Raw genomic sequence first — 18268 nt, forward strand, 5'->3', positions numbered from 1 at the left:
CGGCCGCCGGTCAGCGCATCGCGTCGTGCGCCGCCACGGCCGCCATGTTGACCAGTTCGGAGACCGTCGTCCCCATCTGGACGATCTGCACCGACTTCGGCAGGCCGATCAGCATCGGACCGATCACCGTGCCGCCGCCCAGCTTCTGCAGCAGCTTGGCCGCGATGTTGGCCGAATGCAGCGCCGGCATGATCAGCACGTTGGCCGGCCCGGACAGGCGGCAGAACGGATAGAGCCGCTTCATCAGCTCCGGGTCGAGGGCGACGTCGGCGGAAAGGTCGCCGTCATACTCAAAGTCTACCGGCCGCTGATCGAGGACCGCGACCGCGTCGCGGACCCGCCGGGCCGAGGGCCGGTCTGGGTTGCCGAAGTTCGAGTAGGACAGGAAGGCCAGGCGCGGCTCGTGACCCATGCGCCGTGCCTGCGCCGCCGCGGCGACCGCGATCTCGGCCAGTTCCTCGGGCAAGGGCTGCTCGTGCACGGTGGTGTCGGCGATCAGGACGGTCTGGCCGCGGCTGACGATGGTGGTCAGCCCGAAGACGATCGAATCGGGGTCCGGCTCGATCACCTGGGTCACGTCGCGGTACGAGACGGCGAAGCTGCGCGTCAGGCCAGTGACCATCGCGTCGGCGTCGCCGGCCGCCACCATGCAGGCGGCGAAGACGTTGCGGTCCTGGTTGACCATCCGCTGACAGTCGCGCTGGAGCGAGCCGCGGCGCTGCAGGCGGCTGTAGAGCAGCTCGACGTAGCGGCGGTTGTCCTGGCTGAGCCGGGCGTTGTGGATCTCCAGGCCGCTGCCCTCGCCGGCTTCGTCGCCGAGGCCCATGCGCGCCATCGCCGCCTTCACCGTGTCCTCGCGGCCGATCAGGACGGGGGTCCCGAGGCCAGCGTTGCGGAAGTTCACCGCGGCCCGGATCGCCCGCTCCTCCTCGCCCTCGGCGAAGACGACGCGCTTCGGCTTGGCCTTCACCTCGTCGTAGATCCGCTGCAGCGCGCCCGCCGTCGGGTCGAGCCGCTGCGCAAGCTGCGCGCGGTAGGCTGCGAAGTCCTCGATCGGCTTGCTGGCGACCCCGGACTCCATCGCCGCTTTCGCCACCGCCGTCGGAATCTCGACGATCAGGCGCGGATCGAACGGCACGGGAATCACATAGTCCGGGCCGAACTGCAGGTGCCGGCCGGAATAGGAGGCGGCGACCTCGTCGGGCACCTCGGATCGGGCGAGCTTCGCCAGCGCTTCGGCTGCGGCGACCTTCATCGCGTCGTTTATCTTCGAGGCGCGCACGTCGAGCGCGCCGCGGAAGATGAAGGGAAAGCCCAGCACGTTGTTGACCTGGTTCGGATAGTCCGACCGGCCGGTCGCCATGATCGCGTCGTCGCGCACCGCCTGGACGTCTTCGGGCGTGATCTCGGGATCCGGGTTGGCGAGGGCGAAGATGATCGGCTTTGCCGCCATCGAGCGCACCATCTCCTGCGTCACGGCCCCCTTCACGGAAAGGCCGACGAAGACGTCGGCGCCCTTCATCGCCTCGGCGAGGGTGCGGAAGGGCGTGTCGACCGCATGGGCCGACTTCCACTGGTTCATGCCCTCGGTGCGGCCCTCGTAGATGACGCCCTTGCTGTCGCAGAGGATCACGTTGCGCGACGGCAGGCCGAGCCCCTTGAACAGGTCGATGCAGGCGATGGCGGACGCCCCGGCGCCGTTGATAACGACCCGCGTGTTCGTCCAGTCGCGGCCGGTCAGGTGCAGCGCGTTGACGAGACCGGCACCGGCGATGATCGCAGTGCCGTGCTGGTCGTCGTGGAAGACCGGGATGTCCATCAGTTCGCGCAGGCGCTCCTCGATGATGAAGCACTCGGGCGCCTTGATGTCTTCCAGGTTGATGCCGCCGAAGGTCGGGCCCAGGAAGCGCACGCAGTTGACGAACTCGTCGACGTCGCGGGTATCGACTTCCAGGTCGATCGAGTCGACGTCGGCGAACCGCTTGAAGAGGACGGCCTTGCCCTCCATCACCGGCTTGGAGCCGAGGGCGCCGAGGTCGCCCAGGCCGAGCACCGCCGTGCCGTTGGAGATGACCGCGACGAGGTTGCCCTTCGCCGTATAGTCGTACGCCTTCGAGGGATCGTCGAAGATCTCGAGGCAGGGCGCCGCCACGCCCGGCGAATAGGCCAGGGACAGGTGGTACTGGGTCGTCAGCGGCTTGGTCGGGACGACCTCGATCTTGCCCGGCCGGCCGGCTGCGTGCATGCGCAGCGACTCCTGGTCGAGCGTGGAATAGTTGCGGCCCTCGGCCATGATCTACGGCTCCCTCGCATCAGGCGTTTTGCCGCAGATTACGCAGGGTCCGCTGCCGGTGTCATGTGCCGCGTGGTGAAAATTGCCGTCACCGCTCCAGGCGGCGGACCATCAGGATTTCGTCGACATAGGCAGTCCCGATCTTCAGCGCCCGGGGCTCGGTGCCGTAGGCGACGAAACCGCAGGCCTCGTAGAGCGCCCGTGCCGCCGAATTGCCGGCACCCACGCCAAGATGGACCTGCTCCAGCCCCGCCGCCGCCGCACGGTCGAGAACGTGCCGCACCAGTGCACCGCCGACGCCGCGCCCACGCGAAGCGGGCCGCACATACATGCCCCACAGCCCACCGCGGTGGCGCTTCTTCTCCGCCGCCTCCAGCCACAGCCCGGCCATGCCGGCGAGGTCGTCGCCGTCCCAGGCCCCGTAGATCCGCCCTGCGGCGAGGTGTGCGGCGAGCCAGTCGGGCACCCCTCGGCTCTCCTCCGCCAGCGAAGCCCCGAACGCCTCGGGATGCGCCGCGAGCGCTTCGAGGCGGAGGGCGTGCAGAGCGGGCTCGTCGGCGGGAGCGAAGGCGGCGATGCGGAGAAGCGGCAGAGCAGCCTCGTCGTCCGTCAAGGCAGCGTCTCCACCCCAGAGGAGGAGGCAGCGCGAATCAGCGCGGCGTCGAGCGTGGCGAGCGGAAGCCTCCGCCGCTGAGCGAGTTCCAGATATGCGGCATCATAAACCGTCAGGCCGTGCAGATCGGCGAGGCGGAGGCTGGCCGTCCACGCATGGCGGTCGGTCTCCGGGTCGATGGTGATGTCGAGGTGAGCCAGATCCGCGAGCGCCTCATCACGAAACTCCTTCGTGACCCGTTGCCGCCGAACCGCATTCGTCAGCGCACTCGCAACTTCGAGGTGCCATAGGCTCGGTACGACCACCCCTTCGTCAACGATCCGGTCGAACAACATCTCGATCGCAGGCGACCGCTCGTCATTATGCAGCCAAGCTAGAGTCGCCGAGCTATCGAGGACGAGCGTCATCGACGCCCCTCATCGCGCAGTTGCCGCCACTCCTCGGGGCTGATCCGCGGAAGTCCCGCCGCACGGGCGCGGATGCGTTCGGCGGCAGCGCGCGCCGCAGTACGGTCCTTCGCGCCGCCTTCCCTGACCATGCGCGCGACCGGTTTCCCATGCCGCGTAATGACGACCTCTTCGCCCTGCTGAACGAGGTCGAGCAGCGCGCCCAGAGTGTTCTTGGCCTCGAAGGCCCCGACCTCACGCATCCGTCTCTCCCAAACCAGCTTACCCAGCTTACCTGTTGCGGCGAGAAACCGGCAAGTTCGGCATAGCCGAACGGTGAATGCACAGCCCTATGCCGGTACGACCCGCCGCAGGAAGTCGATGACCGCGTCGGCGAAGATGTCGTTGCGGTCGCCGGCGACCATGTGGGCGGCGTCCTTCACGCTGACATATTCGGCGTGCGGGCACTGGGCGAGGAAGCTCTGCGCGCCCTCCTCGCTGAGCACGTCCGACAGGCCGCCGCGCACCAGGAGGGTCGGCAGGGTCAGCCGGTCGGCGCAGTCGGACAGGCGCTGGCGGTACGGTGCCTGCCCGGCATTGCCGCCCTGCCGGCGCGCGGGATCCCAGTGCCAGCGATACTTCCCGTCGGTGCCGAGGCGGACGTTCTTGGCGAGGCCGTCCAGCCTGCGCGGCCGCGGCCGGTGCGGCTGGTAGCTGGCGATCGCCTCCGCCACCTCCTCCAGCGTATCGAAGCCGTCCGGCTTCTGGTTCATGAAGGCTTGGATGCGCTGCACGCCGTCCGGGTCGATCTTCGGCGCCATGTCGACCAGCACCAGGGCGGCGGCTTCCACCCTGCCCTCACCGACCGCGACGAGGCTGGTACCGCCGCCCATCGACGCACCGACGAGGATCGACGGCCGGCCGTCGCCGACCGTGGCGACGACCCGGCGGAGATCCTCCACCATCTGGTCGGCGCCGTAGTTGCCCTCGCCGGCCCAGCCGGAATCGCCGTGCCCGCGGGCGTCGAAGGCGACGGCGTGGTAGCCGGCCTCGCCCAGCGTCTGGCCGGCGCCCTTCCACGCATGGCGGGTCTGGCCGCCGCCGTGCAGCAGGACCACCAGCCGCCCCGCCGGATCGCCCCAACTGTCGCCCGCGATCGGCACGCCGCCGGCGCCGTCCCACACATGCATCGGCACCGGCGTACCCGGCAGTCGCTCGCCCGCACTCATCGCTGTCCCGTCTCCGCGCTCCGTTTCAGGGGCGCGACGGTATGTCCGGACAGCGGATTTGCCAACGCCCCGCGCCGCGGGACGGTTCAGCCGAAGTCGAAACCCTGGCCGGCGAGGTCGCCGCGCAGCTTCTGGCGCGGCCGCACCGAGAACTTCTTCGCGACGTCGGCGGTCCAGGAATCGTCGTTCGTCGTGCGCCCCTGGCCGCGATAGTGCGCCGCCAGCTCGGCGTCGTAGGCGGCGACCGCCTCCTCCATGCTGCGCGCGCTGCGGCGCTCGCCGTAGCGCTCGTAATGCACGACCGCGTCGTAGGGCATGCGCGGCTTCGGCGGCGGCGCCTCGGCGGGCCAGCCGAGGACCATGCCGTAGACGCAGTAGACGCGGTGCGGCAGCCCCAGGATGCGCGCCGCCTCGGTCGCGTCGTTGCGGATCGCCCCGATCATCACGCCCTGCAGTCCGAGCGATTCGGCCGCGAGCGATGCCGACATGCCGACCAGCGCCGCATCGATGCTGCACACCAGGCCCATCTCGAGGTTGTTGCCGTCGATGTCGTGGCCGTAGCCGGTCATCGCCGTCTCGATCCGCGCCATGTCGGCACAGAAGGCGAGGAACACCGGGGCCTCCGCGACGTGGCGCTGGTTCGAGGTGACCACGGACAGCTGCTTCAGCGTCTCCGGGTCGCGCACGACCACGACGCTGTAGGACTGGATGTTCGACGAGGTCGGCGCACGGAACGCCGCCCGCAGCACCGCCTCGACATGCGCGTCGTCGACGGGGCGGTCGGTGTAGCGGCGCACGCTGACGCGGCCGTGCAGAAGGCGGATCGTCTCGCTGGTGGGCAGGTCTTCGGCTGTCGAGATCGGTGTAGGCGAATCAGGCATGGATCCGGGTTCCTCAAGGAGTTTCGAACCATTCTAGCGCCAATGTCGGCACCACCTCCAACGCCGGCCATTGCCCCCGCTCCGAGAGCGGGTTACGTTGCCGGCACAATTCCTGCTGACAGTCAGAGGCATCCAGATGCGCGCGGTCGATAGCGAATACGCAAAGTCGAAAGATGCCGACGCGAACCGTCGCGACGACTATGCGCCACCGGAACTGAAGCTGATCGGCAAGGTCAGCGAGTTGGCGCAAGCTGGTGGAGGTGGAGGCGGAGGATTTGACGGTGTGGATTATTCTTGAGTTGCATTAACATTGACTCAACCTTTGGCGACGCAGAGTAGCGTACTAAATAAGCTCACTCGCAACGAGATGGCGATATGGACCGATCTCGAAGATCGGGTCGCTTTTCTTTGCGTGGACCAGGATCTTCTCTTCGAAGCTGACGGTGCCGGGAAGGTCGTCTGGGACTTTCTGGCGGAGGCTCGTTCTCTCGACGAGATCGTCGAACATGTGCGGTCGGTCTACCGGGTCGACCGCGACCGCTGTGAGGCCGACATCAGGTCCTTCGTCGCGCGCCTCGCGGAGAACGACCTCGTCCGCGAGTGTGACGTCGCTCCCCCCGCTTGATGCGGAACGGCGCGGCAATCCGGCGACACGCAATTCTGGGCGAAATCCGCACGCGTGTCCTGTTCTGCGGCCTCAGAATCGGTAGCGACCTGCCCTTTCCGGGCGCTCGTCCCATCGAACACGGCGACGAACCCGACGACGTCAGGATCATCCTGTTGCCCGACCGCCGGCCTGGGTCGAGCGGCGCCGTGCTTCATCGGTCGGCGCGACCGTCCCAACCCGACATCGCGATCGAGCCTGACGGTGCACACGTACTGGACTGGTCTGGCCACGTGCAGGTGCGGATCGATAACGCCCTGAGATCGATCGCGATTTCGTCGACGTCCGACAGGCTGCACCTGCTCCCGTCCATCGTCATGGGCTGGGCCATCGGCTATCTCCTGGTCCTGCGGGGTGCGGTCTGCCTGCACGGCAGCGTCGTCCGCTTCCAGGGGAGGACCGTCGCGCTGCTCGGCGACAGCGGAACCGGCAAGTCGACGCTGGCCGCGGCCGCGGTTCGGGCCGGCGCCGACCTGCTGTCGGACGATCTGGTGGCCTTTTCCGATCCGCGCTCCAGCCGGTCGGTCGCCGCCGGCATGGCATCGCTGCGCCTCACCCCGGAAACGGCGGAGGCGCTGGGGATCGGCGCGGACGCGCTGAAGCGGCCGGACGGCGCCGACAAGCTGCTCTGGACGCCGACCTGTCCCCAGTCCGCAGGCGCACCCTGCCTTTCGGCGGATCTGGATGCGATTTATCTGCTCGCGAGCCCGACGACCTCGGATGCCGACGAGCCTTCCTTCACCATCGATGACAGGCTCGCCCCCGGCCCTGCCCTTCTCGGCCTGATCCGCGCCTGCTATCCGCCCGGCATGCCCGGCCTGCTCGGCCCGGCGCACCTGCAGGGCCTGGGCGCGATCGCACGGACGGTGCTCGTTCGCCCGCTGCGCCACGCGCGCCGGTGGCGGGATCTGCCGCGCCTCGTCGACGCGATCCTGCGGTGAACGCCGCGTCGCTGGCCCCCATCCTGCGGTTCGTGCTGTCGGAGAGGGGATGGCCACCGTCGACCGCCATCGACCGTCTCGCGGCACGGTTCCCCGCCATCGCGGCGGCAGGCATCGAATTCGCGCTGACCGAGCGCAGCCGGGTCGATATACAGCAGATGTTGAGAACGCGCGAGGATGCACAGCGCCTGCTGGCCTTCTGCAATGCGGCGGACAGCCGTCTCGGTTCCCAGCTCGACCCGATGCGGATCCACGACCTGCTCGCCGGCGGTGCAGCCGACGAGGTCTGGCTGGAGATGGACGACGAGGGCCAGGGCGAGAACGAGACGCCCCCGCTGTCGATATTCGTTCGGATCGGCCGCGGTGCCGGGGGAAGCGACATCGAGAGGGTTCTTCGCCTTCTCGCGACCGCCGGCACCACGCCGCCGACGCCGCAGCGCCAGGCCCTGGAGCGGGCAGTGTCGGCGTTGCCGGACGGCGCCTTCCTGTCCCATGCCGGCATCATGGCGGGGAGGACCGGGTCGCCGCTCCGCCTGATCGTCGACGGCATCCCCTGCGACGGCCTGCGGTCCTACCTGGAACGGACACACTGGCCCGGCAGGATGGCCGAAGCGCTGGCCTGCGCCGACGGCCTCGCCACATGCAGCGACCGAATCCGGCTCGCGCTCACGCTCGACGCGGCACTGCGCCCCGAGATCGGCTTCGAGTGCTTCGTCGGGACGCCCGGCCCGGCCGAACCCCGCTGGCGAGGCCTTCTCGCCGTGCTCGCCGCGGACGGACTCGCCGACACGGAAACGAGCGACGCCGTTCTCGCCTGGCCTGCGGTCATCACGCCGCGGACGGCGGAACAGCCATGGCCCGAGCGCCTGATCATCGACGACCTGCTGCGCGGCAAGCATCAGGCGGGATGGATCGAGTGCCGGATCTCGCACGTCAAGGTCACCCTGGGCGCGGACGGCCCGCCACGCGCGAAGGCATATGTCGGGTTTCTGGAGGTGACGAACAGGACGGTCCCGAGCCGGATCGCCCCCGAACCGGCGGCGCCACTGCCTGCGCGCATCTCCACGACCACGCAGACCCGATCGCTCCAACAGGCGTGCGACGCCGCCATCCGGTTTCTCCTCGATGCCCGCACGCAGACCGGATGGTGGCTCGACTATGACGGCTTCGCCGAAGGCACGAGCGACGAGTGGGTTACCGCCTATGTCGGGCATGCCCTCGCGGGCACGGACGGCGCCGGACGTGCGGCGGCAGGCCTCGCCTGGGCCCTCCTGTCCGGGCGGAGCCGGAGCCGGCCCGGCTGGGGCTGGAACCACGCCGAGCCGGCGGATGCCGACAGTACGGCGTGGGCGGTCCGGCTGGCGCAGCGCCTGGGGCAGGCCGACACATCGGCCGCGTCGGCAGGAACCGCGTTCCTGCACGCGCACATCGACGATACGGGCGGCGTGACGACGTATCGGCGCGCCCAGCACGGCGAATGGTCCGGGGACCGTGCTGTGAATGCCGGATGGTTCGCCAGCCACGCCTGCGTGACCGCAGCCGCGGCCGGCCTGACCGCCCTGCGGCCGCGGCTGCGGGGGTATCTCGAAACGGCGCAGGGCGACGATGGCGCCTGGGACGGCTACTGGTGGGCCGATCGAGCCTATGCCACGGCGCTCGCGGCCGACGCGTTGCGCGAGGATGCTCCCGAGGCGGCACGGCGTGCGGCGCGCTGGGCCGCGGCGCGACTGGACGCCGGGTCTGCGACGCGCCTCGCTGCACACCAGGATCCGTTCGGCACGGCACTTGCGCTCCGTACGGCGCTGCCTGCTGTCCGCCGGCCGGATGACCTGGCGGCGGCGTTGAACGATCTGCTCGCCGCACAGCGCGTCGACGGCTCCTGGACCGGTTCCGCGCATCTGCGCATCCCAAATGCCCGCGACGCCGTCGTTCCTGCGTGCGACAATCGTGCGACGTTCACGACCGCGACCGTACTGGAAACGCTCACGGTCCTGCGACAGGCGGCGGTGTCGGCATGAGCGTCTTCGGCGCAGGCGATCCACCCGAAGGCTATGTGCGCGATCCTTTCGAAGTTCTCGGACGGATGCCGGCGGTCTGCCCGGTCCGGCTGGCCGATCGCGAGGGGTGGGCGGTCTCGGATCGCAGCGCAATCCTCGCCGCGCTGCGCGACGACCGGCTGTCCATCACCGACAGTTCGAGCTTCACCGACCGGACGCCGGCCTTCCGCAGTTCCGTTGTGCGGATGCTGAGGAGTTGGTTCGCCCATGAAGCCGGGGAAGAACTGCCCGCACTGGTCGAAAAGGCCTGCGCCGACGCGGCGGGACCTCTCCTGGCGGCCTCGCAGGCCGATCTGGTGAGCGATATCGCCCGCGCCGTTCCGCTCGTAGTGATGGCCGAGCTTCTCGGCGTCCCCCCCGCCCATCGTCAGGGACTGGGACGGCTCGCGGGCGGCCTCCTCGAATCCTACGATTCCGGCCGGGGCGAGAGCATCGCCGGCGGCGGCCGGTCCAAGCAGGGGCTGGACGGCTACTTCGCTCTGCACCTGACACAGACGCAGATCGCGACGCCGCTGCTCGACGAGTTGCGCGACCTCGGCCTGAAGCACGGTATCCCCGTTGCGGCCATGGCCGATGTCTGCACCAAGCTGCTCGTCGCCGGCACGACGACGACTGCCGGGTGCCTGGCGTCGATCCTCGCCTGGCTGCTGGAGGATCCCGCCGCCTATCGCACATGTGCGGAACGGGCGGATGCCGACATGCCGGCGCTGGTGGAGGACCTGATCCGCCTGCGGAGCCCGGTTCTGGCGCTGAAGCGGATGGCCACGGCGGCGGCGACGGTCGCCGGCACGCCGGTTGCGGCCGGGACACGCGTCTACCTGCTCACGGCCGCGGCGAACAGGGAGCGCGGGACTGCCGCACCCGATTGCCCGGCGGCAGAGCCGACGCAGCGGCACCTCTCCTTCGGCAGAGGGCGCCATGCGTGCCTGGGCGCGCCCCTCGCGCGGCTGGAGATCCGCACGGCGCTCACCCACCTGCTGCCGCTCATCCCGCGTCTCAGGCTCCTGGAGCCGATACAGTGGCGGAGAGCCTGGCTTCTGCACGAGCCCGTCTCGATCCGAGTCATCGCATCCTGAGGAAGCCATGCCAATCACCCGAAGCGCGCTCGCCGAATCGTACGATCGCTTCCTCGATCACGCCGCGCATTACATCACGGAGGATGCCGACAGCGGCTTTCTCAACCTCGGCTATTTCACCGGCACGAGCATGTCCCTGTCCGAGGCCTGCGCACGCCTGACCGAGGAGGTGGTCGCCACGGCGCAGGATCGCCAGGGACCGGTGCTCGACGTCGGCTGCGGCGCGGGCGGCGGTACAGCCTGCATCGCCCGCCACTGGCCGGCCGACCGCGTGCATGGGGCGAACATCTCGGATCATCAGCTGGATGCCTGCCGCCGCCGGGTGCCCGGCGCGCACTTCCACCTGATGCCCGCGGAAGACCTCGCCTTCCCGGACGCAACCTTCCGGACCGTCATCAGTATCGAGGCGGCCTGCCACTTCGATCGGCCACGCTTTCTCGCCGAGGCGATGCGCATCCTGCGTCCCGGCGGCGAACTCGTCGTCGCGGATATACTGTTCCACGACCAGCCGGAGGTCTTCGGCAGGTTTCTGTCCGGCGGTGAAATCTATCGCGACATCGGCAGCTACGAGACGATCTGGCGGAGCGCCGGCTTTGCCGATGTGGCCTGCCGCGACGTCACCGATCCCGTCTGGCGCGGCTTCGTCCGGAACAGCCGGGCCCGAGCCCTGAAAGGGCTGATGACGAAGACGCTGGAGCCCGCAGCCTTCCGAAAGGCGCTCGCCTTCGCCGACAAGATCGCCGCCCTCCCCGTCAGCGCCTATGTCATCGCGCGCGCGACGAAGCCGGCGGCGATGTCCTGACCGAAGCCACACTCCCGCCGATGCCCGCCAGCATCCCCGACCTCCGCCTCGACCGCTATCGGGACGTCCTGGACGTCCTCGCCGATCCCCGGTTCGAAATCTACAAGCCGCTGATGCGCGGTGACGCCGCCGCACATCTGGAGGTCGCGAATCCCGCCACGCGATCGCGACGCGCCGGTGCCCTGAGCGGCGTGCTCGCCCGGCATCTGTCCGGAGCGGCCGTCGCCCGGATGGCGCCGCGCATCCGGACCCTGGTCCGCGAGATCCTCGCCCGAGGCGCCGACAAGGGCGAGTTCGACGCACTCGCGGACCTCGCCTACGCCGTCCCGGCGACGGTCATGGCCGATCTGCTCGGCCACCCCGCCGACGGCATCCTCGGACTGCGCCCGATCTTCGCGGGAATGACCCAGGGCCACGAGATCGATGCGTCGGAAGCGGATCGTCAGCGCGCCCGCCTCTGTCTCATGATGCTCGTGAAGCGGCTCGACGCCGGACGTGTCGGCGGCCGACCCACGCCGCTGGTGGCCGATGCCCTGGCGGCGCTCGGGGGGTCGGCCGACGATGCCGGCGCGCTGGGCTACTGGCGCGCCATGATCTTCTATGCGGGCAGCGAGACGACGAAGGACCTGATCGCCAACGTCGTCGCGGCGCTCCTGGAATCGCCTGTTCTCCGGGATCGGCTGGCCGCCGCGCCGGTCGGGCTCGACGATACCCTCGAAGAGCTGATTCGACTGGAGGGCCCTGTCGGATGTATCGGACGCGTGGCCCGGGAGAGGGTCGAGATCGGATCGAACCGCATAGAGCGGGGACAGCTCGTCCATCTCATGCTGGGGGACGCGAACCGCGACGTCGATGCGTTCGGCGACGCGGCGTGCCCCCATGCCGATACGCCCAGGGTCAAGCATCTGGCGTTCGGACACGGCCCGACGCATTGCCTGGGCGCGAGGCTCGCGCGGCAGGAACTCGAGATCGTGCTGACCGAGATCCGCCCATACCTTCCACACATGGCGCTGGCGGAGCCGTCGGAATGGACGGGACGGCGGGTGCTGCGCGAACGCGCCTCACTGCGCATCCGGTTCGCCGCGCCCGCCTAGACCTTCTCCGACCGCGAGCGCACGTTCGCGAGCGCCCGGCGCAAGGTCCAATCCTCGACGAATGCCTGCCGGAGATCCTCTATCGAAACGGGCTGGCCGCGTTCCGTCGAGAGCGCCGCCAGATCCGCCAGAGTGACGTCCTCCGCGCGCGCCCGAAGCGCGTCGCGCAGATCGCCGGGCTCCTGCACCGCCCGAACCAGCCATCGCGCAGCGGCGACGCTCATCCTGTCTGCCCTCCGATGAAACCATGGTGCTACTCTAAAGCTGCGCGGGAAGCGGCACATCCGGTTGACACGTCGCGCCGGCTGCGTATATTCCCGGCCTCTCGCGCCGCGGGTTCCGCAGGCGCGGTCTGTTATTGTGCGATCCGGGAGTGCCCACCATATCGGTGCGCTCACGTCGTGCGGAAGTCGGGAAGCCATGTACGCAATCGTTAAGACCGGCGGCAAGCAATACAGGGTCGCCAAGGACGACGTCATCCGCGTGGAGCGGCTGCCCGGCGAAGCGGGCGACACGATCACGCTCGGCGAAGTGCTGATGCTCGGCGGCGACGAGCCGAAGGTCGGCTCGCCGATGATCGACGGTGCGTCCGTAGCCGCGACGGTCGTCGCGCAGGATCGCAACGACAAGGTCATCATCTTCAAGAAGAAGCGCCGCCAGAACTATCGGCGCAAGCGCGGTCACCGTCAGAACGTGACGGTCCTTCGCATCACCGACATCACGGCCTGATCGGGTCGGGGAGCAGATCGTATGGCTCATAAGAAAGCAGGCGGCAGTTCGCGTAACGGTCGCGATTCCGCCGGTCGCCGTCTGGGCGTGAAGAAGTTCGGCGGACAGGCCGTCATTCCGGGCAACATCATCATTCGCCAGCGCGGCACGAAGTATCACCCCGGCCGCAATGTCGGCCTCGGCAAGGATCACACGATCTTCGCCCTGGTCGAGGGCCGCGTGGAGTTCGGCGGCGGGCTGAAGAACCGCACCTACGTCTCCGTGGTGCCCACCGAAACCGCGGTGCCGCCGGCCGAATAACGCTCCGCCCCCAGGACGGTGCGACCCGGGGGAATGGCTCGCCATTCCCCCTTCGTCGTTCTGGGGCAGGAACGGTTCACCGTTCCGCATTTCGCCAGCGGCCCTTCGAACCAGGATCCGAGACTGACATGCGCTTCCTCGACGAAGCCAAGATCTGGATCCGCAGCGGCGACGGCGGCGGCGGTTCCGTCAGCTTCCGGCGCGAGAAGTTCATCGAGTTCGGTGGGCCGGACGGCGGCGACGGCGGCCGCGGCGGCAGCGTGTATGTCGAGTGCGTGCCGAACCTGAACACCCTGATCGACTACCGCTACCAGCAGCATTTCCGCGCCGGGCGCGGCCATGGCGGCGCCGGGCGGCAGAAGAGCGGAGCCGCCGGCAGCGATGTCGTGCTGCGCGTTCCACCGGGCACCGAGATCCTGGACGAGGACCGCGAGACGGTGCTCGCCGACATGACCGAACCCGGCCAGCGGATCATGCTGGCCAAGGGCGGCGACGGCGGCTTCGGCAACGTCCACTTCAAGTCCTCGACGAACCAGGCGCCGCGCCGCGCCGGCCCGGGATGGCCCGGCGAGGAGCGCTGGCTCTGGCTGCGCCTGAAGCTGGTCGCCGACGCCGGTCTCGTCGGCCTGCCCAACGCCGGCAAGTCGACCTTCCTCGCCGCCGTCAGCCGGGCGAAGCCGAAGATCGCCGACTATCCCTTCACGACCCTGACGCCCGGCCTGGGCGTGGTCAACGTGCACGACGCCGAATTCGTGCTCGCCGACATACCGGGGCTGATCGAAGGCGCGCATGAAGGTGCCGGCCTCGGCGATCGCTTCCTCGGCCATGTGGAACGCTGCCGAGTGCTCCTGCACCTGATCGACGGGACATCCGAGGATCCGGCCGAGAGCTACCGCATCGTGCGCGGCGAGATCGAGGCCTATGGCGAGACGCTGGCCGAAAAGCCGGAGATCGTCGCCCTGAACAAGTGCGACGCGCTAACGCCGGACGACATCGAGGAGCGGCGCGCGGCACTCGCCGAGGCGGCGGAGATCGCACCGGGTGCCGTCTGGACGATCTCCGGCGCCTCCGGGCAGAACGTCCGCGACCTGCTCTCGGCGCTGTACGCCGCCATTCAGGGTTCCCGCGCCGAGGACGGCGCAGACGCGCCCGCCGCGCCCTACCAGCCATGAGTGCCGCGGCCATCGCCGACAGTCCGCTCGCCGCGGCGCGCCGGCTGGTGGTGAAGATCGGCTCCTCACTGCTCGTCGACGAGGCGAGCGGGCAGCTCCGGCGCAGCTGGCTCGACGCCGTCGGCGACGACGTGGCGCGCTGTGCCGCCCGCGGGCAGGAGGTCATCATCGTATCGTCCGGCGCGATCGCCCTCGGGCGCAGGCAGCTTCGCCTGCCCGACGGACCGCTGCGGCTGGAGGAGTCCCAGGCCGCCGCCGCGACAGGCCAGATCCGCCTCGCCCACGCTTGGCAGGAGACGCTGGCACGCCACGGAATCACCGTCGCCCAGGTGCTGGTGACGCTCGGCGATACCGAGCAGCGCCGGCGGTATCTGAACGCCCGCAACACGCTCAACGCCCTGGTCCGCCTGCACGCCGTGCCGGTGATCAACGAGAACGACACGGTGGCGACCGAGGAGATCCGGTTCGGCGACAACGACCGCCTCGCCGCGCGCGTCGCGGCGATGGTTAGTGCCGAGGCCCTCGTCCTGCTCTCCGACATCGACGGGCTCTATACCGCCGACCCGCGCCACGACCCGCAGGCGCGGTTCCTGCCGGAAATCCACGCCCTTACGCCCGAGATCGAGGCGATGGCCGGCGCACCCGGGTCCGGTTTCGGCAGCGGCGGCATGGTGACCAAGCTCGCTGCGGCGCGCATCAGCATGGGCGCCGGCTGCCGCATGGTCATCGCCAACGGCCGACGCGAGGCGCCGCTGGCGGCCATCGAATCCGGCGAGCGCTGCACCTGGTTCCTGCCGTCCGCGACGCCCCGCACCGCCCGCAAGGAGTGGATCGCCGGAAGCCTGCGTACCCGCGGCGTGGTGACGATCGACGAGGGCGCGGCGCGTGCCCTGCGCGACGGGCGCAGCCTGCTTCCCGCCGGCGTGGTGACCGTCGACGGCGTATTCCAGCGCGGCGACGCGGTGCTGGTGAAGGATGCGGCGGGCCGGGAACTGGCACGCGGTCTCTGTGCCTATTCATCGGACGATGCGCGCCTGATCGCCGGGCACAAAAGCCATGAAATCGCCGACCGGCTCGGCTACCGTGGCCGCGACGAGATGATCCATCGAGACGACCTGGTGCTGTCATGACCCTGGCGATGCCGCTCGCTGAGACCGACGACGTCGGCACGACAATGCGCCGCATCGGCGAGCGCGCCCGCGCCGCCGCGTCGGTCCTGGCACTGGCGCCGTCCGCGGCGAAGGATTCGGCACTGCATGCCGCCGCCGCCGCCATTCGCGCACGCGCGCCGGAGATTCTCGCCGCCAACGCCCGCGACCTCGCCGAGGCGCGCGACCTGTCGGCATCGATGTCCGACCGGCTCCGGCTGGACGAAGGCCGCATCGAGGGCATCGCGCGCGGCCTGGAGGAGGTCGCCGCCCTGCCCGACCCGATCGGCCAGACGATCGCGGAATGGACCCGCCCGAACGGGCTGCGGATCGCGCGCGTGCGCGTGCCGCTCGGCGTGATCGGCATCATCTACGAATCCCGCCCGAACGTAACGGCCGACGCCGGCGGGCTCTGCCTGAAGTCCGGCAACGCCGCCATCCTGCGCGGCGGATCCGAGAGCTTCCACAGTTCGCGCGCCATCGCAGACTGCCTGCACGAGGGACTGCGCGCCGCCGGCCTGCCGGAGGACTGTATCCAACTGGTGCCGACCCGCGACCGGGCGGCCGTCGGCGCGCTCCTCGGACTGCGCGGCCTCGTCGACGTGATCGTGCCGCGCGGCGGGCGCTCGCTGATCGAACGCGTGATGAACGAGGCGAAGGTGCCGGTCATCGGCCATCTCGAAGGCCTGGTGCACATCTATGTCGACGCCACCGCCGACCTGGAGGAGGTGCGCCGCATCGTGCTGAACGCGAAGCTGCGGCGCACCGGCGTCTGCGGCGCGGTCGAGACGCTGCTCTTCGACCGGGCGGCGGCATCGACCCACATGCCTCCCGTGATCCGCGACCTGCTCGATGGGGGCTGCGAGGTGCGCGGCGACGCGGCGGTGCGCGACGTGGATCCGCGCGTCCTGCCCGCGGCGGACAGCGACTGGTCGACAGAGTATCTCGACGCGATCGTGTCGGCGCGCGTCGTCGACGGCCTCGACGCCGCGATCGACCACATCAACCGCTACGGTTCGCATCATACCGATGCGATCCTGAGCGAGGACGCGGACGCCGCCCGGCGGTTCCTCGATCGGGTGGACAGCGCCATCGTGCTGCACAATGCCTCGACCCAGTTCGCCGACGGCGGCGAGTTCGGCATGGGTGCCGAGATCGGCATCTCCACCGACCGCTTCCACGCCCGCGGCCCGGTCGGCGCCGAGCAGCTGACCAGCTATAAATACGTCGTCCGCGGCGACGGGCAGGTCCGGCCATAGCCACCTCGATGCAGCGGCCGGCGCGCCTCTCCGGCGTGGTCGGCCATCGCGCGACAGGCCGGATCGGCCTGCTCGGCGGCTCGTTCAATCCCGCACATCGCGGTCATCGCCACGTCAGTCTCGAGGCTCTGCGGCGGCTTCGCCTGGACGAGGTCTGGTGGCTCGTCTCGCCGCAGAATCCGCTGAAGGCCGCCGACGGCATGGCCTCTCTTTCCGCGCGTATGCAGCGCGCCGGGCGGGTGGCGGCGCATCCGCGCATCCGGGTGACGGATCTGGAGCGCCACTTCGGCACCCGCTATACGGTCGACACCGTCCTGGCGCTGCGGCGACGCTTTCCGGGCATCGACTTCGTCTGGCTGATGGGCGCCGACATCATGATCCAGATGCCGCGCTGGAGCCGCTGGCCGCAACTCTTCCGGATGGTCCCCGTTGCGGTCTTCGCCCGGCCTACCTACTTCTCCAGGGCAATGGCAGGCAAGGTGGCGCACAGGTTCCGGCAGGACCGGGTCCCGCTTTCAGGTGCCGGCGATCTGGCCGGGCGCGTTCCGCCGGCTTGGACGTTCATTCCCATACCCCATGACAACACATCGGCGACGGACATACGCGCGCGGCTTTCGTGCTGGCCGCCCGCCACTGCAGGAGGATCACGGTCATAATCGGCTCCGACGCGACCGCCGGACGGCTCCACGCCGCCCACCCCGATGCCCAGGACCGCCCCGAGGCGAAGGACTACGGCGCCGAAAAGGGCAGCATCCTGGATCTCACGCTGCAGCGCCTGGACGACGACCAAGCGCAGGATGTCGTGGTGATCGATCTCCGCGGCAAATCGTCGATCTGCGATCAGATGGTGGTCGCGTCCGGTCGGGCGCAGCGCCACGTCGCCGCGATGGCCGAGCATCTGGCCGAGGACCTGAAGCCGCTGATCGGCCGTGCGCCGGCGATCGAGGGGCTGCCGGCCGGCGACTGGGTGCTGATCGACGCAGGCGACGTGATCGTCCACCTGTTCCGCCCCGAGGTCCGCGCCTTCTACAACCTGGAGAAGATGTGGGGCGTCGAGCTGGCGGAAGCGGCGCCGAGCCGCTCGAACGCGAGCTGAACCGCCGTTGCGCCTGTTGGTTGCCGCCGTCGGCCGCGCCCGCGGCAGCGCTGCAGGAGCTCTTTACGACGAGTACGCCCGCCGGATGACGTGGCCCCTCGACCTGCGCGAGGTCGAGGTGAGACAGGCCCTGCCGCCGCCCCGGCTGAAGGCGCGCGAGGGTGAACTGCTCCTGGCGGCGGTGCCCAAGGGATCGCGGGTGGTGGCGCTCGACGAAACGGGCCGCAGCCTCGACAGCGCGACCTTCGCCGCCCTCCTCGGCGGCTGGCGCGACGAGGGGGTCCCGCAGGCGGCGTTCCTGATCGGCGGCGCCGACGGCCATGACGCGCCGGTGCGTGCGGCGGCGGACCTGACCCTCTCGTTCGGCGCAATGACCTGGCCCCATCTGCTGGCTCGCGCCATGCTGGCGGAGCAGCTCTATCGGGCGACGACGATCCTGGCCGGCCACCCCTATCATCGCGCCTAAAGCGGGCGCCGCAAGGCCGCCCGACATTGCCGATTCTACATGATCGCAGGGCCGCAAAGTTG

General features: G+C 69.7%; 22 protein-coding genes. 15 read left to right on the forward strand and 7 right to left on the reverse strand.

The features are described 5' to 3' along the window. Window positions 1-10 precede the first annotated feature (10 nt). The 6 genes from ABIE65_RS15970 to ABIE65_RS15995 all read right to left on the reverse strand — a co-directional run bounded on the left by ABIE65_RS15970 (window position 11) and on the right by ABIE65_RS15995 (window position 5402). The gene (locus ABIE65_RS15970; RefSeq protein WP_354078998.1) at window positions 11-2293 is read right to left on the reverse strand and encodes an NADP-dependent malic enzyme; all 2283 of its coding nucleotides are present in this window, start codon (window positions 2291-2293) and stop codon (window positions 11-13) included. Between the two features lie 88 nt (window positions 2294-2381). Further along, entirely contained in the window at window positions 2382-2906 is a 525-nt protein-coding gene (locus ABIE65_RS15975) for a GNAT family N-acetyltransferase (RefSeq protein ID WP_354078999.1), read from the reverse strand. Next, window positions 2903-3313, reverse strand: coding sequence for a type II toxin-antitoxin system VapC family toxin (locus ABIE65_RS15980; protein ID WP_354079000.1), 411 nt, complete (start codon window positions 3311-3313; stop codon window positions 2903-2905). The genes ABIE65_RS15975 and ABIE65_RS15980 overlap by 4 nt, the downstream gene beginning before the upstream one ends. After that, complete coding sequence (locus ABIE65_RS15985) at window positions 3310-3555, reverse strand: type II toxin-antitoxin system Phd/YefM family antitoxin (RefSeq protein WP_354079001.1); 246 nt, start codon at window positions 3553-3555, stop codon at window positions 3310-3312. Before ABIE65_RS15985 ends, ABIE65_RS15980 begins: the two co-directional genes overlap by 4 nt. Before the next feature lie 87 nt (window positions 3556-3642). Continuing rightward, complete coding sequence (locus tag ABIE65_RS15990; protein WP_354079002.1) at window positions 3643-4521, reverse strand: alpha/beta fold hydrolase; 879 nt, start codon at window positions 4519-4521, stop codon at window positions 3643-3645. An 86-nt stretch (window positions 4522-4607) separates the two neighbouring features. Continuing rightward, window positions 4608-5402 carry an NADPH-dependent oxidoreductase gene (locus ABIE65_RS15995; protein WP_354079003.1) on the reverse strand — a complete coding sequence of 265 codons (795 nt, stop codon included), beginning with the start codon at window positions 5400-5402 and terminating at the stop codon, window positions 4608-4610. A gap of 136 nt (window positions 5403-5538) precedes the next feature. On the opposite strand from ABIE65_RS15995, the gene ABIE65_RS16000 reads away from it, so the two are divergent. From ABIE65_RS16000 to ABIE65_RS16030, 7 genes are all read left to right on the forward strand, one after another. Beyond that, entirely contained in the window at window positions 5539-5700 is a 162-nt protein-coding gene (locus ABIE65_RS16000) for a hypothetical protein (RefSeq protein WP_354079004.1), read from the forward strand. Between the two features lie 114 nt (window positions 5701-5814). After that, on the forward strand, window positions 5815-6027 hold the full coding sequence (locus ABIE65_RS16005; RefSeq protein ID WP_354079006.1) for a PqqD family protein: 213 nt from the start codon (window positions 5815-5817) through the stop codon (window positions 6025-6027). Window positions 6028-6182: 155 nt separating this feature from the next. Continuing rightward, on the forward strand, window positions 6183-7007 hold the full coding sequence (locus ABIE65_RS16010; protein WP_354079007.1) for a hypothetical protein: 825 nt from the start codon (window positions 6183-6185) through the stop codon (window positions 7005-7007). Next, entirely contained in the window at window positions 7004-9025 is a 2022-nt protein-coding gene (locus ABIE65_RS16015) for a hypothetical protein (protein ID WP_354079008.1), read from the forward strand. Before ABIE65_RS16010 ends, ABIE65_RS16015 begins: the two co-directional genes overlap by 4 nt. Then, window positions 9022-10140, forward strand: coding sequence for a cytochrome P450 (locus tag ABIE65_RS16020; protein WP_354079010.1), 1119 nt, complete (start codon window positions 9022-9024; stop codon window positions 10138-10140). Before ABIE65_RS16015 ends, ABIE65_RS16020 begins: the two co-directional genes overlap by 4 nt. Window positions 10141-10147: 7 nt before the next feature. Beyond that, a complete protein-coding gene (locus tag ABIE65_RS16025) occupies window positions 10148-10942 on the forward strand; it encodes a class I SAM-dependent methyltransferase (RefSeq protein WP_354079011.1) in 795 nt (264 codons plus the stop codon). Window positions 10943-10962: 20 nt separating this feature from the next. Next, entirely contained in the window at window positions 10963-12036 is a 1074-nt protein-coding gene (locus ABIE65_RS16030; protein WP_354079012.1) for a cytochrome P450, read from the forward strand. Here ABIE65_RS16030 and ABIE65_RS16035 read toward each other — a convergent pair. Further along, window positions 12033-12260 (reverse strand): hypothetical protein, encoded by a 228-nt coding sequence (locus tag ABIE65_RS16035; RefSeq protein WP_354079014.1) that lies wholly within the window; start codon window positions 12258-12260, stop codon window positions 12033-12035. The two genes, ABIE65_RS16030 and ABIE65_RS16035, sit on opposite strands and share 4 nt — an antisense overlap. Before the next feature lie 196 nt (window positions 12261-12456). Between ABIE65_RS16035 and rplU the strand changes: the two genes are divergently transcribed. The 8 genes from rplU to rlmH all read left to right on the forward strand — a co-directional run bounded on the left by rplU (window position 12457) and on the right by rlmH (window position 18206). Continuing rightward, window positions 12457-12765, forward strand: a complete 309-nt coding sequence (rplU, locus tag ABIE65_RS16040) for a 50S ribosomal protein L21 (RefSeq protein ID WP_354079016.1) — start codon at window positions 12457-12459, stop codon at window positions 12763-12765. Between the two features lie 21 nt (window positions 12766-12786). Further along, window positions 12787-13065 (forward strand): 50S ribosomal protein L27, encoded by a 279-nt coding sequence (rpmA, locus tag ABIE65_RS16045; RefSeq protein ID WP_354079018.1) that lies wholly within the window; start codon window positions 12787-12789, stop codon window positions 13063-13065. A gap of 128 nt (window positions 13066-13193) precedes the next feature. Beyond that, window positions 13194-14237 (forward strand): GTPase ObgE, encoded by a 1044-nt coding sequence (gene obgE / locus ABIE65_RS16050; RefSeq protein WP_354079019.1) that lies wholly within the window; start codon window positions 13194-13196, stop codon window positions 14235-14237. Continuing rightward, a complete protein-coding gene (gene proB, locus ABIE65_RS16055; protein ID WP_354079020.1) occupies window positions 14234-15367 on the forward strand; it encodes a glutamate 5-kinase in 1134 nt (377 codons plus the stop codon). Before obgE ends, proB begins: the two co-directional genes overlap by 4 nt. Continuing rightward, window positions 15364-16644, forward strand: coding sequence for a glutamate-5-semialdehyde dehydrogenase (locus ABIE65_RS16060; RefSeq protein WP_354079021.1), 1281 nt, complete (start codon window positions 15364-15366; stop codon window positions 16642-16644). Before proB ends, ABIE65_RS16060 begins: the two co-directional genes overlap by 4 nt. Before the next feature lie 8 nt (window positions 16645-16652). Further along, window positions 16653-17300: a nicotinate-nucleotide adenylyltransferase gene (locus ABIE65_RS16065; RefSeq protein ID WP_354079022.1), complete on the forward strand. Its 648-nt coding sequence runs from the start codon at window positions 16653-16655 to the stop codon at window positions 17298-17300. Continuing rightward, window positions 17261-17740 carry a ribosome silencing factor gene (gene rsfS / locus ABIE65_RS16070; protein ID WP_502918541.1) on the forward strand — a complete coding sequence of 160 codons (480 nt, stop codon included), beginning with the start codon at window positions 17261-17263 and terminating at the stop codon, window positions 17738-17740. Before ABIE65_RS16065 ends, rsfS begins: the two co-directional genes overlap by 40 nt. 7 nt (window positions 17741-17747) lie before the next feature. Further along, window positions 17748-18206 carry a 23S rRNA (pseudouridine(1915)-N(3))-methyltransferase RlmH gene (rlmH, locus tag ABIE65_RS16075; RefSeq protein ID WP_354079023.1) on the forward strand — a complete coding sequence of 153 codons (459 nt, stop codon included), beginning with the start codon at window positions 17748-17750 and terminating at the stop codon, window positions 18204-18206. Window positions 18207-18268 lie beyond the last annotated feature (62 nt).

Origin of the sequence: Constrictibacter sp. MBR-5, assembly GCF_040549485.1 — a bacterium.
Taxonomy (GTDB): Bacteria; Pseudomonadota; Alphaproteobacteria; order JAJUGE01; family JAJUGE01; genus Constrictibacter.